The sequence below is a fragment of the Kitasatospora phosalacinea genome, from assembly GCF_000716545.1.
GTDB lineage: Bacteria > Actinomycetota > Actinomycetes > Streptomycetales > Streptomycetaceae > Kitasatospora > Kitasatospora phosalacinea.
On sequence record NZ_JNWZ01000002.1, the window covers coordinates 131635 to 155327 of the forward strand.

At 72.9% G+C, this 23693-nt stretch carries 24 protein-coding genes; 7 read left to right on the forward strand and 17 right to left on the reverse strand.

Going from position 1 to position 23693, the window contains the following annotated elements; translation table 11 throughout:
• Positions 1-2 precede the first annotated feature (2 nt).
• The 3 genes from OO48_RS01695 to OO48_RS01705 all read left to right on the forward strand — a co-directional run bounded on the left by OO48_RS01695 (position 3) and on the right by OO48_RS01705 (position 4455).
• Positions 3-1304 (forward strand): extracellular solute-binding protein, encoded by a 1302-nt coding sequence (locus tag OO48_RS01695; protein WP_033212042.1) that lies wholly within the window; start codon positions 3-5, stop codon positions 1302-1304.
• A gap of 207 nt (positions 1305-1511) precedes the next feature.
• On the forward strand, positions 1512-2570 hold the full coding sequence (locus tag OO48_RS01700; RefSeq protein ID WP_033212043.1) for an SIS domain-containing protein: 1059 nt from the start codon (positions 1512-1514) through the stop codon (positions 2568-2570).
• Positions 2571-2934: 364 nt separating this feature from the next.
• A complete protein-coding gene (locus OO48_RS01705) occupies positions 2935-4455 on the forward strand; it encodes a sensor histidine kinase (protein ID WP_033212044.1) in 1521 nt (506 codons plus the stop codon).
• Positions 4456-4800: 345 nt separating this feature from the next.
• Here the strand turns inward: OO48_RS01705 and OO48_RS01710 are convergent, their stop codons facing one another.
• Entirely contained in the window at positions 4801-5052 is a 252-nt protein-coding gene (locus OO48_RS01710) for a WhiB family transcriptional regulator (RefSeq protein ID WP_014138019.1), read from the reverse strand.
• 342 nt (positions 5053-5394) lie between these two features.
• Positions 5395-6366, reverse strand: coding sequence for a diacylglycerol/lipid kinase family protein (locus tag OO48_RS01715; protein ID WP_033212047.1), 972 nt, complete (start codon positions 6364-6366; stop codon positions 5395-5397).
• 51 nt (positions 6367-6417) lie between these two features.
• Between OO48_RS01715 and OO48_RS01720 the strand changes: the two genes are divergently transcribed.
• Entirely contained in the window at positions 6418-6843 is a 426-nt protein-coding gene (locus OO48_RS01720) for a hypothetical protein (protein WP_033212049.1), read from the forward strand.
• 93 nt (positions 6844-6936) lie between these two features.
• Here the strand turns inward: OO48_RS01720 and OO48_RS01725 are convergent, their stop codons facing one another.
• The 6 genes from OO48_RS01725 to sodN form a co-directional block, all read right to left on the reverse strand.
• Complete coding sequence (locus tag OO48_RS01725) at positions 6937-7827, reverse strand: RNA polymerase sigma factor SigF (RefSeq protein ID WP_245194489.1); 891 nt, start codon at positions 7825-7827, stop codon at positions 6937-6939.
• Positions 7828-7963: 136 nt separating this feature from the next.
• Positions 7964-8377 carry an ATP-binding protein gene (locus OO48_RS01730; RefSeq protein WP_033212051.1) on the reverse strand — a complete coding sequence of 138 codons (414 nt, stop codon included), beginning with the start codon at positions 8375-8377 and terminating at the stop codon, positions 7964-7966.
• 168 nt (positions 8378-8545) lie between these two features.
• Positions 8546-9025 (reverse strand): GNAT family N-acetyltransferase, encoded by a 480-nt coding sequence (locus OO48_RS01735; protein WP_033212053.1) that lies wholly within the window; start codon positions 9023-9025, stop codon positions 8546-8548.
• 148 nt (positions 9026-9173) lie between these two features.
• Positions 9174-10160, reverse strand: a complete 987-nt coding sequence (locus OO48_RS01740; protein ID WP_245194490.1) for a DUF1648 domain-containing protein — start codon at positions 10158-10160, stop codon at positions 9174-9176.
• Positions 10157-10504 (reverse strand): GntR family transcriptional regulator, encoded by a 348-nt coding sequence (locus tag OO48_RS01745; protein ID WP_033212055.1) that lies wholly within the window; start codon positions 10502-10504, stop codon positions 10157-10159. The genes OO48_RS01740 and OO48_RS01745 overlap by 4 nt, the downstream gene beginning before the upstream one ends.
• Positions 10505-10686: 182 nt before the next feature.
• On the reverse strand, positions 10687-11082 hold the full coding sequence (gene sodN / locus OO48_RS01750; protein ID WP_030457790.1) for a superoxide dismutase, Ni: 396 nt from the start codon (positions 11080-11082) through the stop codon (positions 10687-10689).
• A gap of 104 nt (positions 11083-11186) precedes the next feature.
• Here sodN and sodX point away from each other — a divergent pair, with 104 nt between their 5' ends.
• The gene (gene sodX, locus OO48_RS01755; protein WP_033212057.1) at positions 11187-11594 is read left to right on the forward strand and encodes a nickel-type superoxide dismutase maturation protease; all 408 of its coding nucleotides are present in this window, start codon (positions 11187-11189) and stop codon (positions 11592-11594) included.
• A 36-nt stretch (positions 11595-11630) separates the two neighbouring features.
• On the opposite strand, the gene OO48_RS01760 is transcribed toward sodX, so the two are convergent.
• From OO48_RS01760 to OO48_RS01780, 5 genes are all read right to left on the reverse strand, one after another.
• Positions 11631-12218, reverse strand: a complete 588-nt coding sequence (locus tag OO48_RS01760; protein ID WP_033212058.1) for a CGNR zinc finger domain-containing protein — start codon at positions 12216-12218, stop codon at positions 11631-11633.
• Positions 12219-12369: 151 nt separating this feature from the next.
• Positions 12370-13122 carry an amino acid ABC transporter ATP-binding protein gene (locus OO48_RS01765; RefSeq protein WP_033212180.1) on the reverse strand — a complete coding sequence of 251 codons (753 nt, stop codon included), beginning with the start codon at positions 13120-13122 and terminating at the stop codon, positions 12370-12372.
• Between the two features lie 38 nt (positions 13123-13160).
• The gene (locus OO48_RS01770; protein WP_033212060.1) at positions 13161-14171 is read right to left on the reverse strand and encodes an amino acid ABC transporter permease; all 1011 of its coding nucleotides are present in this window, start codon (positions 14169-14171) and stop codon (positions 13161-13163) included.
• A gap of 36 nt (positions 14172-14207) precedes the next feature.
• The gene (locus OO48_RS01775) at positions 14208-15149 is read right to left on the reverse strand and encodes an ABC transporter substrate-binding protein (RefSeq protein ID WP_051731610.1); all 942 of its coding nucleotides are present in this window, start codon (positions 15147-15149) and stop codon (positions 14208-14210) included.
• Between the two features lie 289 nt (positions 15150-15438).
• The gene (locus tag OO48_RS01780; protein WP_033212062.1) at positions 15439-16416 is read right to left on the reverse strand and encodes an ABC transporter substrate-binding protein; all 978 of its coding nucleotides are present in this window, start codon (positions 16414-16416) and stop codon (positions 15439-15441) included.
• A gap of 561 nt (positions 16417-16977) precedes the next feature.
• Between OO48_RS01780 and OO48_RS01785 the strand changes: the two genes are divergently transcribed.
• Positions 16978-18171: an NAD(P)-dependent malic enzyme gene (locus tag OO48_RS01785; RefSeq protein WP_033212064.1), complete on the forward strand. Its 1194-nt coding sequence runs from the start codon at positions 16978-16980 to the stop codon at positions 18169-18171.
• Between the two features lie 150 nt (positions 18172-18321).
• Positions 18322-19284, forward strand: coding sequence for a zinc-binding dehydrogenase (locus tag OO48_RS01790; protein WP_033212066.1), 963 nt, complete (start codon positions 18322-18324; stop codon positions 19282-19284).
• An 87-nt stretch (positions 19285-19371) separates the two neighbouring features.
• Here OO48_RS01790 and OO48_RS01795 read toward each other — a convergent pair whose 3' ends face one another.
• From OO48_RS01795 to OO48_RS39155, 4 genes are all read right to left on the reverse strand, one after another.
• Positions 19372-20397: a PadR family transcriptional regulator gene (locus OO48_RS01795; protein ID WP_033212068.1), complete on the reverse strand. Its 1026-nt coding sequence runs from the start codon at positions 20395-20397 to the stop codon at positions 19372-19374.
• Complete coding sequence (locus tag OO48_RS01800; RefSeq protein WP_033212069.1) at positions 20397-21290, reverse strand: DUF4097 family beta strand repeat-containing protein; 894 nt, start codon at positions 21288-21290, stop codon at positions 20397-20399. The genes OO48_RS01795 and OO48_RS01800 overlap by 1 nt, the downstream gene beginning before the upstream one ends.
• Before the next feature lie 215 nt (positions 21291-21505).
• On the reverse strand, positions 21506-21688 hold the full coding sequence (locus OO48_RS01805; protein WP_033212071.1) for a DUF6104 family protein: 183 nt from the start codon (positions 21686-21688) through the stop codon (positions 21506-21508).
• A gap of 59 nt (positions 21689-21747) precedes the next feature.
• Positions 21748-23652 carry a serine/threonine-protein kinase gene (locus OO48_RS39155; RefSeq protein WP_051731611.1) on the reverse strand — a complete coding sequence of 635 codons (1905 nt, stop codon included), beginning with the start codon at positions 23650-23652 and terminating at the stop codon, positions 21748-21750.
• Positions 23653-23693 lie beyond the last annotated feature (41 nt).

Genomic DNA, 23693 nt, shown 5'->3' on the forward strand with positions numbered 1-23693 from the left:
GCGTGAAGCGTCAGGTACTGGCCACGCTCAGCACCGCTGCCCTGCTGGCCACCGCCGCGGGCTGCTCGTCCGGCAGCCCGTCGCCTTCACCGACGAACGTCGACACGAAGGACATGACCGGCAGCGTGACCGTCTGGCTGATGAACGACGCCCAGAAGAGCTGGCCCGACCTGGTCCAGCAGGTCAACGACGAGTTCGCCCAGAAGTACCCGAAGGTCCAGATCAAGCTCAGCTACCACGAGTGGGGGACCAAGGTCAGCGAGCTGGACGCCGCGCTCTCCTCCGGCCAGGCCCCGGACGTGGTCGAGCTGGGCAACACCGAGACCCTGAAGTACATGGTCAACGGCTCGCTGCTGAAGCTGGACCGCACGACCTTCGACAACTCCGACAACTGGATCAAGGGTCTCGCCGAGACCTGCACCTACAAGGAATCGCTCTACTGCGTGCCCTACTACGCGGGCGCCCGCGTCGGCCTCTACAACTCGAAGATGTTCCAGGACGCCACCGGCAGCCCGGAACTCCCGCAGAACGAGGACCAGATGCTCAGCGCCCTCGACAAGGTCGCGAACAAGTACAAGGGCACCCCCGGCTACTCGGCGCTGTACCTGCCCGGCCCCTACTGGTACGCCGCGATGTCCTACGTCAACGCGTACGGCGGCGCGATCGCCAAGTACGACTCGTCCGGCCTCTGGCACGGCACCCTGCACGACCCCAAGTCGCTGCAGGGCCTCCAGCACTTCGTCGACCTGGTGCGCAAGTACAACAAGAACGACCTCAAGGTCAACGAGCAGGACCAGGCCAAGGTGCTCGGCCACGAGAAGGCCGGCCTGATCTACGCCAACGGCTGGGAGCAGAGCGTGGCCACCGCCCCGATCACCGGCACCCCGGCGCTGCAGGACGTGCTCAAGGTCGCCGCGATGCCCGGCCCCAACGACAAGCCGCTGCCGTCCTTCATCGGCGGCTCCGACCTGGCGGTCACCGCCAAGTCGCAGAACGCCCAGGCGGCCGCCGACTGGGTGCGGATGTTCACCAGCACCAAGTCCGAGCAGGTGCTGGTCGACAAGGACACCCTGCCCAACAACCTGGTCCAGCTCGCCCCGATGAAGAACAAGCCCACCACCGCCGCGGCCGCCAACGCGGTGCAGGACGCCTGGTTCACCCCGGCCGCCCCCGGCTGGGGCGCGGTCGAGAAGCAGGGCGTGCTGACCGCCATGCTGAACGCGATCTTCGCCGGCAAGGGCGTCGAGGAGGCCGCCAAGGAGGCCGACGCCCAGATCGACGGCCTGATCAACAACGCGGGCTGACCGGGCGCCGGCCGGCCGGCCGCGTCCCGAAGCCTGAGACCGGGCCCCGGCGCACCGTCACGGAGTGTGCCCCGGGGCCCGGTCGCACGTAGGATCGCCTCAGAACAGTTCCACGCAGCGAGGGTGCGGACTCGCCGCCGTTCAGAGGTCCCCGTCGGGCGTCCCGCCCCACGGGGTAGAACCATCTCTCCACGGAGGCACACCCCGATGTCCGACCCGCAGACTGTTTCCGTACCCGGCAGGATCATGTCGGCGGAGATGGCCGAGCAGCCGGCCGTCCTGCAGCGCATCCTCGACGAGGGGGCGCCCGCGATCCGTGAGATCGCCGCGCAGATCGCCGCCCGCAACCCGCGCTTCGTCCTGCTGACCGCCCGCGGCACCTCCGACAACGCCGCGCTGTACGCCAAGTACCTGATCGAGGTGCTGCTCGGCAAGCCGGCCGGCCTGACCTCGATGTCCACCACCACCGCGTACGGCGCCAAGCCGGACCTCACCGACTGCCTGGTCGTCACGGTCAGCCAGTCCGGCGGCTCGCCCGACCTGGTGGCCTCCACCAAGGCGGCCCGCGAGGCCGGCGCGATCACCCTGGCGGTCACCAACAACGCCGCCTCGCCGCTCGCCGAGGTCTCCGAGTTCCACATCGACGTGCTGGCCGGGCCGGAGAAGGCGCTGCCCGCCACCAAGACCTACACCGCCGAGCTGCTGGCGCTGTACCTGTTCGTCGAGGGCCTGCGCGGCGGCGACGGCTCCGCGGCGAAGGCGCTGCCCGAGCTGGCGGCCGGCATCCTGGCCCGCCAGGGCGAGGTCAAGGACCTGGCCGAGCGCTACCGCTTCGCCCAGCGCCTGGTCATCACCTCGCGCGGCTACGGCTACCCGACCGCCCGCGAGGCGGCGCTGAAGCTGATGGAGACCACCTACATCCCGGCGTCGCCGTTCTCCGGCGCCGACCTGCTGCACGGCCCGCTGGCCATGGTGGACAACGTCTCGCCGGTCATCGCGATCGTCCCGGACGGCAGGGGCGGAGAGGCCCTGCAGCCCGTCCTGGACCGCCTGCGCGGCCGCGGCGCGGACCTGGTGGTCATCGGGCAGCGGGAACAGGTGGACGCCGCCAGCGCGGGCTTCGCGCTGCCGGCCGGCGTGCCCGAGGAGGTCCAGCCGATCCTGGAGATCCTGCCGCTGCAGCTGCTGGCCTACGAGGTCACCATCGCCCGCGGCCAGGACCCGGACGCCCCGCGCGCGCTCGCCAAGGTCACCGAGACGCACTGAGACACGCCCGGGCGCGCCCGGGACGCGAAGGAGCCGCCCCCGCGAGGTTCTGCGGGGGCGGCTCCGCCGTACCCGGGCACGGGCCGGGAAACACTACGGGCCACGGCGCCGACACAGGACCCTCAACCTGTGCGGCACCGCAGCCCGGAGCTGTATGCCGGAGGCGGGGACCGTCCGAGGGTTGTGCGGGACCCTCGAACGACGCCTCCGACCGAGGAGCGGCCTCGCGCGGTCAGGGCAGTTGCGCGGAGGGCCTCTCCTTGGTGCGTGTTCATTGTGGACTAGACCAATCTGGGTTGTCCAGAGGCGCTCCGCAATTGGTCTGGACAACGTGGCCCGGGGCGGTCGGCGATACGCTCACCGTGTGCCCTCGCTGAACGAACTCGTCCGCCGCCACACCACCCTCACCGGTGCCGACGTGGAGTGGCTGCACCTCCTGGTCTCGGAGTGGCAGCTGCTCTCCGACCTCTCCTTCGCCGACCTGGTGCTGTGGATCCCCACCTGGGACGGCATCCGCTACGTCTCGGTGGCCCAGATGCGGCCCAACACCGGCCCCACCTCGTACCAGGACGACATGGTCGGCCACCTGGTGCCGCGCGGCCGTCGGCCGCTGCTGGACGCCGCCTACGACGAGGGCCGGATCGTCCGCGAGGGCGACCCGGAGTGGCGGGAGGAGGTGCCGGTGCGGGTGGAGTCCATCCCGGTGCGCCGGGACGGCAAGGTGCTCGGCGTGATCGCCCGCAACACCAACCTGCTGACCGTCCGCACCCCCAGCCGGCTGGAGCTCACCTACCTGCAGAGCGCCTCCGACCTGGCCCAGATGATCGCGGCCGGCAGCTTCCCCTTCCCGGGCGCCGAGCAGGCCGACATGGACGCCGCGCCCCGGGTCGGCGACGGCCTGATCCGGCTCGACGTGGAGGGCGTGGTCACCTACGCCAGCCCCAACGCGCTCTCCGCCTACCACCGGCTCGGACTGACCACCGACCTGGTGGGCAGTCACCTCGGGAGGAGCACCGCCGAACTGGTGCCGCCCAGCCGCGGCGCGGTGCACGAGGCGCTGGTGAAGATGGCCAGCGGCTGGGCGCCCCGGCAGACCGAGGTCGAGGCCCAGGGCGGCGTGGTGACGCTGCGGACCATCCCGCTCAAGCCCAAGGGCACCCCCACCGGCTCCCTGGTGCTCTGCCGGGACGTCACCGAACTGCGGCGCCGGGACCGCGAGTTGATGACCAAGGATGCCACCATCCGGGAGATCCACCACCGGGTGAAGAACAACCTGCAGACCGTCGCCGCGCTGCTGCGGCTGCAGTCCCGCCGGATGGACTCGGACGCCGGCCGGGCCGCCCTGGACGAGGCCGTCCGCCGGGTCGGCTCGATCGCCATCGTCCACGAGACGCTCTCCCAGGCCCTGGACGAGTCGGTCGCCTTCGACGAGATCGCCGACCGGGTGCTGGCCATGGTGATGGAACTCTCCCAGGACGGCCGGGTGGTGGCCCGCCGCAGCGGCTCCTTCGGCATCCTGTCCGCCGAGGTCGCCACCCCGCTGGCGATGATCCTCACCGAGCTCACCCAGAACGCCCTGGAACACGCCTTCGGCCCCAGCGCCTCCGGCAACCTGGAGCTCAGCGCGCTGCGCGGCCGCGCCCCCTCCGGCGGCAAGGGCTGGTCGGACACCTGGAACAACGGCGCCAAGCCCGAGGAGTACCTGCTGATCACGGTGCAGGACGACGGCCGCGGCATGCCCGAGGGCTTCGACCCGCAGCAGGCCGGCAACCTCGGCCTGCAGATCGTCCGCACCCTGGCCACCGGCGAACTCGGCGGCGCCTTCGACATGGTGGCCGCGCCCGGGGGCGGTACCAAGGTGGTGCTGGAGATCCCCGTCCGGTAGCGGGCGGGGGCGGGGTTCCGGGCGGGGCCCGGAGACAGAAACGAGGCCCCGCCGACCGGGGGGGTGGGTCGGCAGGGCCTCTCGACCCGGTCCGGCCGTCGGGGGGAGTCGGCCGGAACGGGGGCTTCTGGTGTGGCGCGACGCCCGCCCCGTGCTTGCACACGGTGAGCGCCACAGGCCAACGATATTGCTCTGAGTGAACAGTATCAAGTGCCGGGGCGGCTCGCGTCGTCGACCCCGCGGATCGAGCGGGGCCCGTTCGGGAAGGCTCGGCCGGCCAATCGCGGCCGAACCCTTGATCGTGGGTTGATCCGTACTGCTACTGACGGTGCGTCAGCTGATGCGTCAGGCGGTGCGGGCGCGGTTGCGGGCAGCGCGGCGCTTCATCGCGCGACGCTCGTCCTCGCTCATGCCACCCCAGACGCCGGCGTCCTGGCCGGTTTCGAGCGCCCACTGCAGGCACTGCTCCATCACGGGACAACGGCGGCACACGGCCTTGGCTTCCTCGATCTGCAGCAGAGCAGGGCCGGTGTTCCCGATCGGGAAGAACAGCTCCGGGTCCTCTTCGCGGCAGACAGCGCGGTGGCGCCAGTCCATGGTCGTCCAACTCCTCCGGTCGCGGGCGGTGGCCCGTGACTCACTCGAATGGCTTGTGAATGTGAACGCTTTCACGAATCCCGCAACAGCAAAAGGGACCTAAGGCCCATCGGGCCCGGGCGGTCTTCGCTGAGGGGGGTTCGGCGATTCGAGGGGCTCTCCCGCGGTGTCCTGCTGCGGTGCGTCCCGATCGCCATGTAGAGGTTCGCAAACCTCGAAGCCGGATACAACCCCCTTCGGCAAGAAATTTTTGATTCTTCGGTGTCGCCTACCTCACAGGCGGTACTTCTATGGGGTGAAGGGGCTCGAACGTTCGAGTGCAAGGTAGCGACCCCCTTCTGGTCACACAATCACACGCAGTGCCCGCCGTACGCCTGTGAAACTGACGCGACTCCTGTCTCCAAGGTGGTCCCCGTCCACCTGAAACGGGGCCGGTTCCTCTGAAACCAAGGTGAAGTGCCGAACGTCGTGATAGGAGACGAGGTGTTTCCCGGAGGGGCCGGCCGGGCGTTCACCGCCCTCCGCGGCGGGCAGCGGACGAAGGATCTGACGGACCGTTCGAGCGGTCCGGAACGCGGTCATTCGAGTGATGCCGAAGATGTCCAGATCGGTTTCGAAGGACGCGGAGGGCGACGGGAGGACCGGACGGGAACCCAGGAACGTCCACGGTGAAGTGTTCGACACTATGGCCATCACCATGCCCGGGACCGGGTCCCGGCCATTGATCTCCAGGGAGATCGGCCCCGAACGGCGGTGTTCACGCTCGGTGATGTAGTGCCGGAGCGCCTCGACGACGTAGAGCGCGTGCGTGGACCTGCGCCCCGCACGGCGCTGGCGCTCCACCCGGCCGACCACGCCCGCGTCGAAGCCCAGGCCCGCGGTGAAGGTGAACCAGCGGTCCGGCTCCCCGTCGGTCAGCGCCTTGCCCAGGCCGATCGACCGCTCGCGGCGGGCCGCCAGCGCGTCCAGCAGCGCGCCGGTCGCCTCCACCGGGTCGTTCGGCAGGCCCAGCGCGCGGGCGAACACGTTGGTCGAACCGCCCGGCACCACCGCCAGCCTCGGCACCCGCTCGCCCGGGCCGTGCGCCAGCAGGCCGTTCACCACCTCGTTGACGGTGCCGTCGCCGCCCAGCGCCACCACCAGGTCCACCGAGCCGTCCTCGGCCGCCTGCCGGGCCAGGTCGCGCGCGTGGCCCCGGTACTGGGTCTGCGCGACGTCCAGCTTCAGGTCGCTGCGCAGGGCATGGGTCAGGACGTCCCGGGTCCGGCCACTGGTGGTGGTCGCCTTCGGGTTCACGACCAGGAGAGCGCGCATGGTGATCAGCCTACGACCCGCCCGACGCGGGCCGACCGTTACCCTGGCCGGGTGACCGCTGAATCCGCCACCGCCACCGCTCCCGCCGCCCGGCCCGTCCCGCTGCTCGTCGGCGCGGCGCTCACCGCGCTGGAGGGCGCGGCCATGGCCGGCTGGGGCGTCTACAACCTGGCCGCCGGCTTCACCGGCGCCGACGACTTCGGCCGCGCCGAGCTGGGCGGCGCCGTCCTGCTGCTGATGGGCCTGCTGCCGGTCCTGGCCGGCCGCGCGCTGCTGCGCGGGCAGCGCTGGGGCCGCAGCCCCGCCGTGTTGACCAACTCGATCTGCCTGCCCGTCGCGTACTACATGTGGCAGTCCGGCGGCGGGATGATCGCCGTCGGCGCCGCGATCGGACTGCTCGGCCTGGTCGGCATCGGCACGCTGCTCAACCCCAGGGTCACCGCCCTGCTGTACGGCACCCCCGACGAGCAGCGGTAGCCGCGCGCGACGGCCGCACGCCGCAGGGCCCGTCCCCGGGGTCGGGGACGGGCCCTGCGGCGTCGTACGGGCCGTGCGGGGGCGCGGGAGCGCCTACTCCTCGACCAGCAGCTTCTCGCGTAGCTGGGCCAGGGTGCGGGCCAGCAGCCGGGAGACGTGCATCTGCGAGATGCCGACCTCGGCCGCGATCTGCGACTGCGTCATGTTCCGGAAGAACCGCAGCACCAGGATCTTCTGCTCCCGGGGCGGCAGCTGGGCCAGCAGCGGCTTCAGCGACTCCCGGTACTCGACGCCCTCCAGCGCCTCGTCGGTGGCGCCCAGGGTGTCCGCCACGGCCGGCGACTCGTCGTCGCTGTCCGGCACGTCCAGCGAGAGGGTGGAGTACGCGTTGGCGGACTCCAGGCCCTCCAGCACGTCCTCCTCCGAGATGCCCAGGTGCTCGGCGAGCTCGTGCACCGTCGGCGACCGGCCGTGCCGCTGGGACAGCTCGCTGGTCGCCGTGGTCAGCGACAGCCGCAGCTCCTGCAGGCGGCGCGGCACCCGCACCGCCCAGCCCTTGTCCCGGAAGTGCCGCTTGATCTCGCCGACGATGGTCGGCGTCGCGTACGTGGAGAACTCCACCCCGCGCTCGTGGTCGAACCGGTCCACCGACTTGATCAGGCCGATGGTGGCGACCTGGGTCAGGTCGTCCAGCGGTTCGCCGCGGTTGCGGAAGCGGCGGGCCAGGTGCTCCACCAGCGGGATGTGCATCCGGACCAGCTGGTTGCGGATCTCCACCCGCTCCGCGGACCCCTCCGGCAGCTCGGACAGCCGTACGAACAGCGCCCGGGCCGCCTCGCGGTCCGGGGCGCCGCTGCGGTGCCCCTGGGCCGGCACGGTCGAACGGACGACCTCGGTGGCGGCCGCCGGGCCGTCGTCCACCGCGGGCTCGACCGCGGGCGCCGTCTCGGGCCGCTCGGGCTTCGGATCGGTCGGCTGGCTCATCCGGTGGGAGTCCTTCGGGAGGGCTTCGTCAGGGGTGGCGGGGCGGGCGACGCTCGCCTGCGGCGGTACGACGGCAACTGTGCGGTCCAGATCACTCACGGCGATCACCCGTTCCGTTCCGAGAACACGTCACTGGCTACGGCTGGCCCGGCGACCCGCCGCGCTTCTTGTGCAGGCTGATGGAGACCGTGTTGTCCGAGGCGACCGTCGAGTCCACCTCGCCGGCCAGCGCGGAGAGCACCGTCCAGGCGAAGGTGTCCCGCTCCGGGGCCCGGCCGTCGGTGGTCGGTGCGGACACCGTGACCCGCAGCGCGTCGCCCACCAGGCGGAACTCGCAGCTCAGGATCGAGCCCGGAACGGCCTGTTGGAGCAGGATCGCGCAGGCCTCGTCCACCGCGATGCGGAGGTCCTCGATCTCGTCCAGGGTGAAGTCGAGCCGTGCCGCGAGGCCGGCCGTCGCCGTCCGCAGCACCGAGAGATAGGCGCCCGCCGCGGGGAGCCGGACCTCAACGAAGTCCTTCACTCCGGGCTCGCTGTCGATCTGGGACACCCTCACCTCCTGGGTGACGCACGGTGCTTGCGGCCGGGGAGCTGCCAACACCACTGGCTCGGTTCAACTGCCTTGTGCCCCGAGACGTTACCGCGCTCGGGGGCGGTCTGTCGTGATCCCGCGTCACCGTCACGGGAACGAGGGATCACCGTTCGAACGGGACCGCGGTCAACGCGGCCCGGAGCCCAGCTCGGCGAGCGCGCCGTCGGTCAGCCGGAAGACCGTCCACTCGTCCATCGGCACCGCGCCGAGCGACTTGTAGAAGCCGATCGACGGCTCGTTCCAGTCCAGCACCGACCACTCCAGCCGCTGGTACCCGCGCTCCACGCAGATCCGGGCCAGCTCGGTCAGCAGCGCCTTGCCGTGGCCGCCGCCGCGCTTCTCCGGGCGGACGTACAGGTCCTCCAGGTAGATGCCGTGCGTGCCGCGCCAGGTCGAGAAGTTGCGGAACCAGAGCGCGAAGCCGACCGGCTCGCCGGACTCCTCCTCGGCGATCAGGCCGAACACCGCGGGGTGCTCGCCGAACAGCGCGTCGTGGAGCTGCTCCTCGGTGGCCACCGCCTCGTGGAGCGCCCGCTCGTACTCGGCGAGTTCGCGGATCATGGCGTGGACGGAGGGGACGTCGGCGGGGGTCGCGGTGCGGATCATACGGTCGAGCGTACTCATCTCACCCCTTCATCCGGAATCGCCTTTATGCCCGGGGCGGCACCACCGGAAACGGTCTCCGGACGGTGCGCCCCGGGCACGGGCGGCTTCCCGGGGGCGGGGCCGGGGGCGGGGCCGGGTTTCCCGGGGGTCAGGCGGACTGCCGGGCCCGCAGCGCGTTCAGCAGGGCGGCGCCGCGCTCGGCGTCGTCGACGCTGACGGCGAAGTCGTGGCCGGTGGCCAGGACCCGCACCACCAGGCACGCGCCGGAGCGCAGCATCACGGTGGTGCCGCGCGGGCCGAGCCGGTAGCCCCAGCCGCCGGCCCGGGCGGCGGTGCGGTGCTCGACCCGGGCGGACTCCAGCTCGTTCAGCGCCCAGCGGCGGGTCGGCAGGCCGAACACGCCGAGCGACACCTCCAGTCCGGCCGCGGAGATCCGGGCGCGCACGGTGGAGCAGCAGGCGGCGGACAGGAAGAGCAGCGTGAGCACGGCGGACGCCGGCCAGCCGGGGAGCGCCCCGAGCAGGCCGGTCGCGGTGCCCGCCAGGGCCGCGACGGCGGCCGGGCCGCTGACCGCCGCCATCGCCAGCAGCCACGGGTTGGCGGCCCGGGAGAACCACACCAGCCGCTCGCCCTCGGGGAGTTCCAGCACCGGGCCGGCCGGTGTCGGCGCGGGGGCGGCGGCGGCCGCCGGCCCGCGCCCGCCCAGCAGCCGCACCGCCAGGGCGGTCAGCAGCGCGGCCGCGAGCGTGCCGAGGAGCAGGCCGAGCGGCAGTTCGGCCCCGTGCCAGTCGGTGCGGTCGAGGTTGGCGCGGACCACGGCGCTCTGCACGCCGACGAACAGCACGCCGCCCGCGCCCAGGAGGGCCAGGACCCAGAGCCGGAGCAGCGGGTCGCCCCAGCGCAGGCCCAGCAGCCCCAGGGCGCCCAGCACCAGCCAGATCAGCGCCGGGGCCAGGCAGGCCGCCCACAGCGGCATCGAGCCGTCCGCGGTGGCGCCGCCCCAGTGGGTGGCCGGCCGGTCCGGCATCCTCCCGCTCGCGGCCCAGGGGAGGACGGCGGCCAGCACCGCGGTGCCCGCCACCCAGGCCGTCGGCCGGAGCAGGCCGCCCGGCCCCGCGCTCTTGCGTTCGCTCACGGTATCCCCCTGATCAGCTCGACGAGTTCGGCCCTGCTGTACCCGGCCCGGGCGGCCTCCGCGACCAGCGCGCGGGCCTGCTCCAGCAGCCCGGAGCGCCGTTCGGCGCCGTCGGCGACGGTCACGCCCCGGCCCCGGCGGAACTCCAGCACCCCGTCCTCGCGCAGCTCGCGCAGGCCGCGCAGCACGGTGTTGACGTTCACGTCGAGCGCCTGCGCGAGGTCGCGCGCGGAGGGCAGCCGGTCGCCCGGGCGGCACTCGCCCTCGGCGACGGCGCGGCGGACGGCGGCGGCGACCTGCTCGTGCAGGGGCCGGGTGTCCTTGGTGTCCAGTCTCAGCAACATGGTGCTAATGAAACTAGCACCATTGGATTCTCGGGGGAAGCGGGGGAAGCGGGGGAGGCGCGGAAGCGAGGGCGGGGAGGCGGGGAGCGGTGGCGGTCGGGGTCCGGAAACGCCGGACACCCGGCTGCCGGGCCCCGTGGCGGGGCGGTGGCGGCCGGGTGTCCGGTGGGGCTGACGCGGGGTCAGGCCTTCTTGGTCTCCCAGAAGATCGCGTCGATCTCGGCGATCAGGTCCAGCAGGGCCTGGCCGGTCGCCGGGTCGGTGGACGCCTTGGCGGCCGAGGCGGCCTTGCCGGCCCGGTTGAACAGGTCGTGCAGGCCCGGGTAGGCCTCGAAGTGCGGGGCCTTGAAGTAGTCGGTGTGCAGCACCGAGAGGTGGTGCTTGACCAGCTCGGCGCGCTCCTCCTTGATGACGATGGCGCGAGCGCGGAACTCGGCGTCCTCGTTGGCCTGGTACTTCTCCTGAGTGGCCTTCACGGACTCGGCCTCGATGCGGGCCTGGGCCGGGTCGTACACGCCGCAGGGCAGGTCGCAGTGGGCGTGGGCGGTGACTCGCGGAGCAAACAGACGAGAGAACATGGGGGTCCTTCCTTAGATCGTCTTCCCGGGCCCGACATTACCCCCACGGCGGGCCGAAATCCCCGTCGCCCCGGGGGCCTAGGGCAAAAGAAGGAGTTCGAACCATGCGATATGGGACACCGCTCGGCGTCGTCGACGTCGCCGGCCCGTCGATGCGCCGGCTGCTCTCCGACGGCGACCGGGTGCTGGTGCGCTACGGGGCGCGGCTGCGGCCCGGGGCGATCGCGCTGTTCCGGCACCCGCTGCGGCAGGACCTGCTGGTGGTCAAGCGCGCGGCGGGGCGGCGGCCGGGCGGCTGGTGGATGCTCTCCGACAACCCGCTGGTGCGCACCGACAGCCGCGAATACGGCGCGGTGCCGGACGAGTTGGTGCTCGGCCGGGTGCTGCTGCGGCTGGCCCCCCGGCCGGCCTGGCTGGCACCGGGGCCCCGGGTGGAGCGCGTGCTGCGGGGACGCGCGCCGCGGTTCGCCGAGCGGCTGGGCGTCAGCGTGCCGTTCGACGGGGAACCGTGACGCGGCACCTCGTGCCGTGACACCGGCGCCGCGGCGTCAACCCTGGGCGGCCGACGCCCGTTGGGCCTCCTGGCGCTTGCGGGCGCGGTAGGCGGCGACGTTGGCGCGGGTGGCGCAGCGGTCGGAGCAGTAGCGGCGGGAGCGGTTGGTGGAGGTGTCGAGGTAGGCGTTGCGGCAGGGGGCGGCCTGGCAGATGCCGAGCCGGTCGACGCCGAGGCCGGTGAGGTGGATGGCCAGGCCCATGCAGGCGACGGCGGCGTAGTTGGCGGCGGCGGTGGGAGCGTTGTCGGCCAGGTGCAGGTGCCAGTTGGGGCGGCCGGTGTCGTCCAGGTCGTCGTGGCCGGAGACCAGCGGGCTGACGGGGTACTCCACCATCAGGCTGTTGAGCAGGTCGACGGCCCGGACGTCCTCGCCCCCGGCGGCGGCCTCGAACACCCCGCGCAGCCGGGTGCGGACGGCGCGCAGCCGCGGCAGGTCGGCCTCGTCGGCGAGCATGGCGGCCCGGGAGGGGGAGCCGAACAGGGACCGGACGGCGTCCACCGAGGTGAGGCCGTCGGTGCCGCGGTCGGGTTCCTCGCTGTTGACCAGCCGGACGGCGAAGTCGGCGTACGAGGCGAGCTCCACGGGGGTCCTTCCGGACGGGGGTGTAACGGGTCGAATGACTCCAGGGTATTACAGGTGCGGGCGGACGCGCCGGTGCCCGCCGGGCGCGGGAGCGCGGGGCGGGCACCGGGGGCGTACGGGCGTACGGTCGGGAGGCGTACGGGGGCGCGGGTCAGAGCACCTTGGAGAGGAAGGCGCGGGTGCGCTCGTGCTGCGGGTTGCCGAGCACCTCGCGCGGGTGGCCGGACTCGACGACCACGCCGCCGTCCATGAACACCAGCGCGTCGCCGACCTCGCGGGCGAAGCCCATCTCGTGGGTGACCACGATCATGGTCATGCCCTCTTCGGCGAGGCCGCGCATCACGTCCAGCACCTCGCCGACCAGCTCGGGGTCGAGCGCCGAGGTGGGCTCGTCGAACAGCATCAACTTGGGCTGCATGGCCAGCGCCCGGGCGATGGCGACGCGCTGCTGCTGGCCGCCGGAGAGCTGCGAGGGGTAGTTGCCGGCCTTGTCGGCCAGGCCGACCCGCTCCAGCAGGGCCATCGCGCGGTCCCGGGCGGCGGCCCGGTTCTCCTTCTTGACCTGCACCGGCGCCTCGGTGACGTTCTCCAGCGCGGTCATGTGCGGGAACAGGTTGAAGCGCTGGAAGACCATGCCGATGTCCTGGCGCTTGAGCGCGACCTCGCGGTCCCTGAGCTCGTAGAGCCTGTCGCCCTTCTGCCGGTAGCCGACCAGTTCGCCGTCGACGTACAGCCGGCCGGCGTTGATCTTCTCCAGGTGGTTGATGCAGCGCAGGAAGGTGGACTTGCCGGAGCCGGACGGGCCGACCAGGCAGAACACCTCGCTCTGCCGCACCTCCAGGTCGATGCCCTTGAGCACCTCGACCTGGCCGTAGGACTTGTGCACGCCCTCGGCCCGGACCATCGGACGGCCGGGTGCCTCCTGCGGCTTGGACAGGTCGGTCATGCGTCCTTCCTCCCGTCCGGGGCGCCGCCCGGCGCGCCGTCGGTCGCCGCGCTCCCCGCCGGTGCCGCGGACGCCGCCGGCTTCGCCGGGGCGCGGCCGGCGAAGAGGGCGCGCACCCGCTGCAGCGGGGTGGGCGGCAGCGTCCGGTTGGCGCCGCGGGCGTAGTACCGCTCCAGGTAGTACTGGCCGACCGTCAGGATCGAGGTCAGCAGCAGGTAGTAGATCGAGACCGCGATCATCGCGGCGATCGGCTTGTAGGTGCGGGTGGAGATGTCGTGGCCGGCGGTGAACAGCTCCACCAGCGAGATCACCTGCACCAGCGAGGTGGTCTTCAGCATCGAGATGGTCTCGTTGCCGGTCGGCGGGATGATCACCCGCATCGCCTGCGGCAGCACGATCCGGCGCAGCGCGGTGGCCCGGCTCATGCCGAGCGCGTGCGCGGCCTCGGACTGGCCCTCGTCCACCGACTGGATGCCGGCCCGGACGATCTCCGCCATGTAGGCGGCCTCGTTGAGGCCGAGGCCGAGCAGCGCGGCGGTGAACACCGGCACCAGGGTGTTGGACTCCTGGGACCAGAAGGAGGGGCCGAACGGGACGCCGAGCGAGATCTCCTTCCACAGGAAGCCGATGTTGTTCCAGAGCACCAGCTGCACCAGTACCGGGGTGCCGCGGAAGACCCAGATGTAGAACCAGGCGGCGCCGGAGAGCACCGGGTTCTTCGACAGCCGCATGACGGCCAGCAGCACGCCGCCGACCACGCCCATCAGCATGGCCAGGACGGTCAGTTCCAGGGTGGTCCAGATGCCGTGGACGACGGTGGGGTCGCGCAGCACGGCGCCGACGAAGTCCCAGTCCAGGGCGGGGTTGGTGAACAGGACGTGCAGCAGCATCGCGCCGAGCACGGCGACGACGGCGACGGTGACCCAGCGGCCGGGGTGGCGGACGGGGACGGCCTTGATGGCCTCGGGCCGGCCCCGGCTCGCCGGTTCCTGGTCGGTCTTTTCCACGTGATTACCTCGTCGGGGGGTTCGGGCGGCGGAGCGTCAGCTCTGGGCGGCGTTGATCTCGGAGGTGCTGATCGCTCCGGCGGACACGCCCCACTTGTCGAGGATGGTCTTGTAGGTGCCGTCCGCCATCAGCGACTGGATCGCGCCCTGGACCGCCTTGCTGAGCGGCGAGCCCTTGGCCAGGATCACGCCGTAGGGGGCGGCGCCGTAGGTGTCGCCGAGCTTCTCCAGCTGGCCGCCGGTCTGCTTGAGGGCGTAGTCGACGACCGGGGAGTCGGCCAGCATCACCTGGTCGCGGCCGGAGACCAGCGACTGGGCGACGTCGGTCTGCAGGGCGAAGCGGTCGCCGTCGTTCGGGACGGGGCTCTTGCCGGCCTTGGCGCAGTCCGGGTTGCGGGTGTCCTTGATCTCGTCGGCCTGGGTGGTGCCGTCCTGGACGGCGACCTTCTTGCCGCACAGGTCGTCCAGCGCGATCTTGTCCGGGTTGCCCTTCTTCACCGCGGCGGAGGTGCCGGCCGAGAAGTAGGTGACCATGTCGACCTGCTCCTCGCGCTCCTTGGTGTCGGTGAACGAGCTCATGCCGAGCTGGTACTTGTTCGACTGGATGCCGGGGATGATGTCGGTGAACCCGGCGCTCTGGAACTCGGCGGTCAGGCCCAGCTTCTGGGCGATGGCCGTGCCGAGGTCGACGTCCATGCCGACGATCTTGCCCTTCTCGTCCTTGAACTCGTTGGGCGCGTAGGAGGTGTCCGAGCCGACCACCAGCTTGCCGCCGGCCTTGACGTCGGCCGGAACCAGCCCGGCCAGCGCCGGGTCGGCCGCCGCGGCGGGGACGGCCTGGGTGGGGATCGGTGCGGCGCCCGAGGTGGTGGTGGCGGTGGAGGCGCTGCTGCCGCAGGCGGTGAGCAGCAGTGCGCCGGCCGCGAGGGCGGCGGCCGCGCCGAGCGGCCGGGTCAGGGGTGTACGGGCAGCGGGCATGGGGATCTCCTCTTGGGGATCGGACGGGGTGCCGCGCCGCCTGGTGACGCGGCGCGGTACAGCGTGGTCGGTGCTCGCCACCCTCCGCCGAGGTGACAGGTGGATCCGATGTGTGGGGAATCCTGCCACTGTGGGTGGGAAATCGGAGCCCGTGCCAGATCAAAATCGGATAACAGGACCGCCGACTGTCCGGTATCCGGACATTTCTCCTGGTCATGTCACCTGGTGCATAATCATGCACCGGGTGACCGGCCGACCCGGCACCCCCCCCGCGCCGGGACGGCGCCGCCTAGAAACCGCCGTTCACCACGGCGCTCTGCACCGCGCCGTCGGTCAGGCCCCACTTGGCCAGGATCCGGTCGTACTCGCCGCTGCGGATCAGCTGGTCCAGCGCCTTCGCCACGGCGTCGCGCAGCGCGGTGTCCTGCTTGGCGAACGCGATCCCGTACGGCGCCACCTGCAACTGCGCGCCGACCACCTGGAACTGCGTGCCGCCCCGCCCGTTCTTCACCGCGTGCGCCGCCACCGGCGCGTCGTTCAGGTCCGCCGCGGCCCGGCCCTGCCCGACCAGGGCCAGCGCCTGGTCGTCGGTGTCGGTCTCGGTCACGGTCAGCTTGCGGCCGGTCTTCTCGCACACCCCGGTCTGCCGCTCCAGCAGCGCGGCCTGGGTGGTCTCGCGCTGCACCGCGACCGTCCGCCCGCACAGGTCGTCCAGCCCGGAGATCCGCTGCGGGTTGCCCTTGGCCACCACGACCGAGGTGCCGGTCACGAAGTAGTCGACGAAGTCCAGGCCGTCGTTGACCTTGCGGGCCTCCTCGTCGACGCCGTCCCGGCGCTGCGGGGTGTCGGTCATCCCCGACATCACCAGGTCGTACTCGCGGGCCTGCAGCCCCAGCCGCAGCCGGTTGAACGGCACGTCGCTGAACTGCACCCGCATCCCCAGCACGTTGCCCAGCGCGTCGGCCAGGTCCACGTCCAGGCCGTCCGGCCGGTTGCCCTCCGACTTGAAGCCGACCGGCGCGTACGTCAGGTCCGCGCCGATCCGCAGCACCCCCGCCGCCCGCACCTGCTCGGGCAGTTGGGAGCGCGGGTCGGACCCCTGGCCGGCGTCGCCGCCGGACGGGGCGGCGGAGCCGCAGCCGGTCAGCAGCAGCGCGCCGGTCACCGCGGCGGCGGTGAGGGCGCCGGCCCGGTTCGCGGCGGGCCGGCCGGCGCCGGTGGTCCGGGGGCGGGCGCCGGGTCTGGCGGGGGGAGTGGCCGTCGACATCGGGATCCTCCTGTGGGAGAGGGGGGCGGGCCCCCGCCGCTGCGCGCTGGTGTGCGCGACCGGTGCGACGGGGCAGGACGTGGCCCGACGTGCGCGGGAACGTCCGGACAACGGTGGTCGAACACCGGATATTGCCATCCCGACCTGCTCGGCCGGGTAGCGGGTGTGTCAGAATCTCGTATCGGGTGACCCCCGACGCAGAACTCAGACCGCCGGTTCGCCACAGGGCCGGGGGTGCCCAGGAACGGAAGCCGTCACCGGCTCCGTATCCGGAGCACCAGCTCCCCTCCGTGTCTGCGTTCACTCCTGCGAGTGCCCTGCGGACCCCTCGCTTCGGGGGCCACGCGGACAAGAAGGACCCGGCACAGGTGCGGTGCCGGCGTCCGGACGAACAACGCAGAACACCTAAACCCTCACCCCGAGGGCGCCGCCCGACGGCTGCGCCCCGACCCGGACACGGGTGCGCCGCAGGCGGCGCGCCCGTACTCGCGCATCGGCGCGCGGACGGGTCGAAAGCCCGTCGGACGCGCGCCTTCGCCGATACATGACGAAGAGGTCATTGTGGCAGCGGAGATCATCACCGACACCCAGAGCACGGACGACCCGGTCGACGCCGTCTTCGCGCTCCACCGCGGCGGCAAGATGGAGGTCCGGGCGACCGTCCCGGTCCGCGACGCGGACGACCTGTCGCTCGCCTACACCCCGGGCGTGGCCCGGGTCTGCACCGCCATCGCCGAACAGCCCGCCCTGGTCAACGACTACACCTGGAAGGCCAACACCGTCGCGGTCGTCACCGACGGCACCGCGGTGCTCGGCCTCGGCGACATCGGCCCGGAGGCCTCGCTGCCCGTGATGGAGGGCAAGGCCATCCTGTTCAAGCAGTTCGGCGGCGTCGACGCGGTGCCGATCGCGCTGGCCTGCACCGGCGTCGACGAGATCGTCGAGACCGTGGTCCGGCTCGCCCCGTCCTTCGGCGGCGTCAACCTGGAGGACATCTCCGCCCCCCGCTGCTTCGAGATCGAGAAGCGGCTCCAGGAGCGGCTCGACATCCCGGTCTTCCACGACGACCAGCACGGCACCGCGATCGTCACCACCGCCGCCCTGTGGAACGCCGCCGCGGTGACCGGCCGCCGGGTCGGCGACCTGCGCGCGGTCATCTCCGGGGCCGGCGCGGCCGGCATCGCGATCGCCAAGATGCTGCTCGCCGCCGGCATCGGCGACGTCGCCGTCTGCGACCGCCGCGGCGTGGTCCACCAGGGCCGCGAGGACCTCACCGACGTCAAGGCGGAGATCGCGGCGCTCACCAACCGCACCGGCCTCAAGGGCAGCCTGACCGACGCGCTGAACGGCGCGGACGTGTTCATCGGCGTCTCCGGCGGCACCGTCCCGGAGGAGGCCGTGGCCACCATGGCGCCCGGCTGCTTCGTCTTCGCGATGGCCAACCCCACCCCGGAGATCCACCCCGAGGTCGCCCACCGGTACGCGGCGGTGGTCGCCACCGGGCGCTCCGACTTCCCGAACCAGATCAACAACGTGCTGGCCTTCCCGGGCATCTTCGCCGGCGCGCTCTCGGTCCGGGCCAGCCGGATCTCCGAGGGCATGAAGCTCGCCGCGGCCAAGGCCCTGGCGGGCGTCGTCGCCGACGAGCTGACGCCGCAGAAGGTCATCCCGTCGCCCTTCGACGAGCGGGTCGCCCCGGCGGTCACCCGTGCCGTCGCGGAGGCCGCCAAGGCGGAGGGGCTCGCCCGGATCTGACGGGGAGCGCGGCACCGGGAGCCGCCCCGGGACTCGTCCGGGGGCGGCTCCCGCCGCGGGCGCACGGCGGCGGCCCCGGAAAAGCAATATGGGGACGTTCACAGTGAGTCGCGGTTAACACGCGGGGGGCCGCCCGGTTATGGTCCGGGCATGTTCGCTGCCTACGCCGCCCGCATCAGTCCCGACGACCCGCTCAGCGCACTGGAGTTGGGCGAGGTGCCCGAACCGGTGGCCCGGCCGGGGTGGAGCGTGGTGACGGTGAAGGCCGCCACGCTGAACCACCACGACCTGTGGTCGCTGCGCGGGGTCGGACTGCCCGCCGAACGGCTGCCCATGGTGCTCGGCTGCGACGCCGCCGGCGTCGACGAGGACGGCAACGAGGTGGTCATCCACTCGGTGGTCGGCCAGAGCGGCCACGGCGTGGGCCCGGACGAGTCGCCGTCCATCCTGACCGAGCGCTACCAGGGCACCTTCGCCCAGCGCGTCGCGGTGCCGACCTGGAACCTGCTGCCCAAGCCGGCGGAGCTGAGCTTCGAGCAGGCCGCCTGCCTGCCCACCGCCTGGCTGACCGCGTACCGGATGCTGTTCACCAACGCGGGCGTGAAGCCCGGCGACACGGTCCTGGTGCAGGGCGCCGGCGGCGGGGTGTCGACCGCGCTGGTGGTGCTGGCCAAGGCGGCCGGGCTGCGGGTGTGGGTCACCGGGCGGGACGAGGCGAAGCGGGCCCGGGCGGTGGAGCTCGGCGCGGACGCGGCGTTCGAGAGCGGGGCCCGGCTGCCGGAGCGGGTGGACGCGGTGATGGAGACCGTCGGCGCGGCGACCTGGTCGCACTCGGTGAAGTCGCTGCGCCCCGGCGGCACCATCGTGATCTCGGGGGCGACCAGCGGGCCGAACCCGAAGTCCACCGAGCTGAACCGGATCTTCTTCCTGCAGCTCAAGGTGGTCGGCTCCACCATGGGCTCCAAGGAGGAGCTGGCCGGCCTGCTGGCGCTGTGCGCCAACTCCGGGGTGCGGCCGGTGATCGACTCGGTGCTGCCGCTGACCGGGGCCCGGGAGGCGTTCGCCCGGCTGGAGCGCGGGGACGTGTTCGGCAAGCTGGTGCTCACCCCCTGACGGCCCCCGGAGACCGGGAGCCCCCGGGCGCGGCGAAGGGCGGAGCGCCCCCGACCCGTCCTCGGGGGCGCTCCGGGTCCGCGGGGTTCAGCGCTCGTACAGGGCGCGGGCGGCGGCGGCCAGCGCCCGCTGGGCGCGGGCCAGCCGGGCGGCGTCGACGCCGCGGTCGCGGGCGGTGTCCCGGACGTGGTCGCGGAACCGGTCGAGCAGGCGCTCCAGCTCGCGGGCCGGGTCGCCGGCCGGGTCGGTGCGGGCCCAGTCGGGCAGCTCGGCGGGCTCGGACGGCTCGGCGTGCCCGGCCCGTTCGGCGTCGTCGTCCCGGCCGGGGGCGTCCTTGTCGAGGTCGATCCGGACGGCCGGCTCCTCGGGCGCGCCCCAGCGCGCCGCGTCCGCCAACGAGCCCAGACCGCGGGTGAGTTCGGCCAGGCCCTCGGCCAGCCCGGCCGACCAGTCGCCGCCCGCGGCGTGCGCCCGGACCTGCTCCTCGACCCGGCGCTTGAGCCGCAGCGCCTCCTGCTGGGCGGCGGTGCGGGCGGCCCTGGACTGCTCGCGCAGCCGCTTGGTCTCGGCCTCGGCGGCCTTGGCCTGCCGGCGGGCCGCCTTCTCCTGCTCCTTGGCCCGCCGGGCCTGCTCCTTGGTCTCGGCCTTGAGCCGGGCGAACTCCTCCTTGGCCCGCTGCCAGGACTCCTGGTCGCGCCAGGGCGGCCCGCCGGGGGCGGCGGTGGCCGAGTCGGTGGCGGCCTGGTTCCACAGCTCGGCGCGCAGGTCCTTGGCGTTGTCCCGGACGTCCTGCCGGATGGCTCCGGCGAGCTGGCCGACCGAGTCGTGGATCTCGGCCTCCAGGTCGGTCAACTCGGCCGAGCGGGAGGTGAGTTCGCTCTGCCCGGCGTCGGTGAGCCGGTAGACCTTGCGGCCGCCCTCGGTGGTGTGGCTGACCAGGCCCTCCGCCTCCAGCTTGGCGAGCCGGGGGTAGACGGTGCCCGCGGAGGGCGCGTACAGGCCGTGGAAGCGCTCCTCCAGCAGGCGGATCACCTCGTAGCCGTGCCGGGGGCTCTCGTCGAGCAGCTTCAGCAGGTAGAGGCGGAGCCGTCCGTGGCCGAACACCGGTGTCATCAGGCCTCCTTGGTCAGGTCGAGCGGGGCCGTCGGCAGCTCCTTGAGCGGGCGGTCCTCCTCGGCGTCGGGGCGGCGCTGGACGGTGACCGCGCCGGTGACGGTGGTCACCGAGAGGCGGCCGCGGCCGGTGCCGAGCTGGCCGGAGAGCTTCTTGGAGCCCCAGCCGCCGCCGACGCTCAGCTCGGCGAAGGCGCTGGAGAGCGTACCGCTGGTGGTGCCGGCCTCGACCTTGGCGTCGGCCAGGGCGGGCAGTCGGACGCCGACCGCGCCGGAGACGGTGTTGACCGTGATGTCGGTGGGGGTGGCGGCGTCCAGGTCCAGGGTGACGGCGCCGGAGACCGAGTGCGCGCGGATCTTCGTCGCGGAGCCGGCCACCAGGGTGACCGCGCCGGACACCGTGTTGACCTTCAGCTCGCCGGACAGGCCCTCGGCGTCGACGTCGCCCGAGACGGTGTTGGCGCTGACCTGGCCGGTCAGGCCGGCCAGCGTGGTGGCGCCGCTGGCGCCGTGCACCCCGACCTCGCCGGCGATCCCGGAGACCGTGGCGTCCGCCGAGACGGTGCCGACCCGGACCACGGCGGCGGCCGGCACGGCCACCGTGACGTCGGCGCTGCGCTTGCGGCGCAGGCCGGAGAAGAAGGACTTGACCGTCTGCACGGACTTCACGGCCGCGCCGAACTCGCTCCAGCTGAGGTCCTTGTAGGTGACGGTGAGCACGCCGTCCTCCAGCGTGACCTGCAGCGGCTCACCCTCCAGGCGGGCCGCTTCGAGCCGGGCCGGGCCCTCGGTGGGCACCACGTTCACCGTGCCGTCGACGACGCGCACGTGCAGGGTGTGCACGGCCCCGTCGAAGGCGATCTTCTCGGCACTGTCTACCGTCCACTCGGTCATTTCGGGCTCCCCGTCCTCTTGCGCGCCATACGCGATGTATCGCGTCCTTCCTGTTCTTCACGATATATCGCGTAGCCGGGAAGTCAAGGAGCTCCGACCCCCACCCCGACCCGGAGCGCACCCCGAGGCTCCGCTCCGGGGGAACCCCGGGAACGGCCGCGGCCCGGAAGGCGAACTCGCCTTCCGGGCCGCTCGACTGACGGTGCGTCAGCCGGTCACTCGTCGTCGTCCTCGTCGTCCAGCCGGGCCAGCCAGGTGGCCAGCCGCTCCACCGGCACCTCGAAGTCCGGGTTCAGGTCCACGAACTCCCGCAGGCGCTCGGCCAGCCACCCGAAGGTGACCTCCTCCTCGCCTCGCCGGCTCTCCAACTCCTCGATGCCGCGGTCGGTGAAGTACACGGTGGTTCGCTCCGGGGGTGCTGGTTCTGGTCCGTCGGACCCAGGATAAGGGGCCGCGATCAGCCGTTGTACTTGTAGTAGCTGAGCGAGATGGACACCGCGCCGCTGCTGGTGGTGTTGACGATCTTGACGATCGCCACGCTCCAGGTCTGGCGGTTGCGCACGCAGACCATCCGGCCCGGCGGGAGGTCGTTGTACGGGAACTCGGCGCTCGGGTTCTTGTCGATGGCGTCCGAGCACTCCTGCGGGGTGAGGGTGTCCGTCTTGCTGAGGTAGCGGTCGAAGCCGTCCGCCACCCGCAGCTCGTCGTAGCTGGGCCGCAGGAAGACGTCGCTGCTGGAGGAGGTCGGCACCACCTTGCCGTTCAGCAGGTCGAAACCGTAGTCGGTGCTGGGCGCGGACAGCTCGCGGTCGGTGTAGACCGCGGTGAACCCGGCGGGCGCCCCGCTCTTGCGGGCGGAGGGCGAGGGCGAGGCCGAGGCCGAGGGGGACGGCGAGGCCGGCGCGGAGTGCGAGGGGCCCGGCGTCGTCGCCCGGTCCTGGCTGCCGCCGCCGACGCCCGCCGCGTCCGGCGAGGCCGCGGGGTTCTGCGCGGTCGACTGGCCGCCCTTGGCGCTGCCCCCGGCGTCGTCCTTGCCGAGCTCCTTCATCAGCACCAGGCCGCCGGTGGTGCCCGCCAGCAGCGTCACCAGCACGACCACCAGCAGGGTCTTCCAGGACACCCCGCCCCGGCGCTCGGGCTTCGCCGGGGCCGGCGCGGGGGCGGGGGCCGGTTCGGCGGCCAGCGGGAAGGCGGGCGTCGGCGGCGGGGTGTGCCGCTCGGTCAGCCGCAGCGTCGGATCGGCCGGGGCCACCGGGCCGGTGACCGCCTCCGAGGTCGGAGCGGGCGGGCCGAACGCACCGGACGGGGGCGCCACCGGGGCGTGCTGCTGCACGGGGGGCACGACCGGGGGAGCGAACGGGGCGGCCGGCGGCGGGGGAGTGGCGGGCAGGGTCGGCGGCACCGCGGGCAGCGGCGTCGGCGGGGTCCTCGGCAGGTCGGAGCGCCGGGTGATCTCGGTGTTCACCTGGCCGGGCAGCCAGTCCTCGCCGAACCGCAGCTGCCCGCCGACGGCCGGGTGCTCCCGGGCCGCCTGGATGAGCTCCGCGGGCGTCGGCCGGTCCTCCGGGTCCTTCGCCAGGCAGCGGCCGACCAGCTCGCGCAGCGGCGCCGGGACGGTGCTCAGGTCCGGCTCCTCGTGCACCACCCGGTACAGCACCGCGGTGTCCGGCCCGTCGCCGAACGGCGGCGCGCCGCCCGCCACGTACGCGGTCAGCGCGCCCAGCGCGAACACGTCGGTGGCCGGGGTGATCGGCCTGCCCTGGGCCTGCTCCGGCGACATGAAGGCCGGCGAGCCGATCCGGTAGCCGGTGCCGGTCAGCGCCGTCGCGTCGGCGGCCCGGGCGATGCCGAAGTCGATCACCCGGGGCCCGTCCGAGGCCACCAGCACGTTGGCCGGCTTGAGGTCCCGGTGCACCACCCGGACGCTGTGGATCGCCTGCAGCGCCTCCGCGATGCCGCCGACCAGCAGCAGCACCGTGCGCACCGGCAGCGCCCCGTGCTCGCGCACCACCTGCTGCAGCGACGGGCCCGGCACGTACGAGGTGACCAGCCAGGGCGCGCCCGACTCCAGACCGCCGGAGTCGATCACCTGCGCGGTGTACAGCCCGTGGATGCGCTGGGCGCTGCCCACCTCCTGCGCGAAGCGGCGGCGGAACTCCCCGTCCTCGGCGAACTCGGGGCGCACCACCTTGAGCGCCACCGGCCGGCCGCCCGGCGTGTACGACAGGTAGACCCGGCCCATGCCGCCGGCGCCGAGGCGGGCGAACAGCCGGTAGCCGCCGACCTCCCGGGGGTCGTCCGGCAGCAGGGGCTGGAAGACCGGTGGGAGCGGGACGGCGTTCTTCGGAGTGTCGGCTGCCATGCGGCTGGTCCCCCTTGGATGAGCGTGTCGAAGACGGCCGT

What these genes read in the sequence shown, in the direction of transcription:
- OO48_RS39155 (WP_051731611.1), bottom strand. Translation starts at nt 23,652, where the DNA reads ATGGCAGCCGACACTCCGAAGAACGCCGTCCCGCTCCCACCGGTCTTC.
- OO48_RS01765 (WP_033212180.1), bottom strand. Translation starts at nt 13,122, where the DNA reads ATGGTCCGGGCCGAGGGCGTGCACAAGTCCTACGGCCAGGTCGAGGTG.
- OO48_RS01795 (WP_033212068.1), bottom strand. Translation starts at nt 20,397, where the DNA reads ATGACACCGGTGTTCGGCCACGGACGGCTCCGCCTCTACCTGCTGAAG.
- sodX (WP_033212057.1), top strand. Translation starts at nt 11,187, where the DNA reads ATGCGATATGGGACACCGCTCGGCGTCGTCGACGTCGCCGGCCCGTCG.
- OO48_RS01735 (WP_033212053.1), bottom strand. Translation starts at nt 9,025, where the DNA reads ATGATCCGCACCGCGACCCCCGCCGACGTCCCCTCCGTCCACGCCATG.
- OO48_RS01745 (WP_033212055.1), bottom strand. Translation starts at nt 10,504, where the DNA reads ATGTTGCTGAGACTGGACACCAAGGACACCCGGCCCCTGCACGAGCAG.
- sodN (WP_030457790.1), bottom strand. Translation starts at nt 11,082, where the DNA reads ATGTTCTCTCGTCTGTTTGCTCCGCGAGTCACCGCCCACGCCCACTGC.
- OO48_RS01700 (WP_033212043.1), top strand. Translation starts at nt 1,512, where the DNA reads ATGTCCGACCCGCAGACTGTTTCCGTACCCGGCAGGATCATGTCGGCG.
- OO48_RS01790 (WP_033212066.1), top strand. Translation starts at nt 18,322, where the DNA reads ATGTTCGCTGCCTACGCCGCCCGCATCAGTCCCGACGACCCGCTCAGC.
- OO48_RS01710 (WP_014138019.1), bottom strand. Translation starts at nt 5,052, where the DNA reads ATGGACTGGCGCCACCGCGCTGTCTGCCGCGAAGAGGACCCGGAGCTG.
- OO48_RS01800 (WP_033212069.1), bottom strand. Translation starts at nt 21,290, where the DNA reads ATGACCGAGTGGACGGTAGACAGTGCCGAGAAGATCGCCTTCGACGGG.
- OO48_RS01715 (WP_033212047.1), bottom strand. Translation starts at nt 6,366, where the DNA reads ATGCGCGCTCTCCTGGTCGTGAACCCGAAGGCGACCACCACCAGTGGC.
- OO48_RS01725 (WP_245194489.1), bottom strand. Translation starts at nt 7,827, where the DNA reads ATGAGCCAGCCGACCGATCCGAAGCCCGAGCGGCCCGAGACGGCGCCC.
- OO48_RS01780 (WP_033212062.1), bottom strand. Translation starts at nt 16,416, where the DNA reads ATGTCGACGGCCACTCCCCCCGCCAGACCCGGCGCCCGCCCCCGGACC.
- OO48_RS01775 (WP_051731610.1), bottom strand. Translation starts at nt 15,149, where the DNA reads ATGCCCGCTGCCCGTACACCCCTGACCCGGCCGCTCGGCGCGGCCGCC.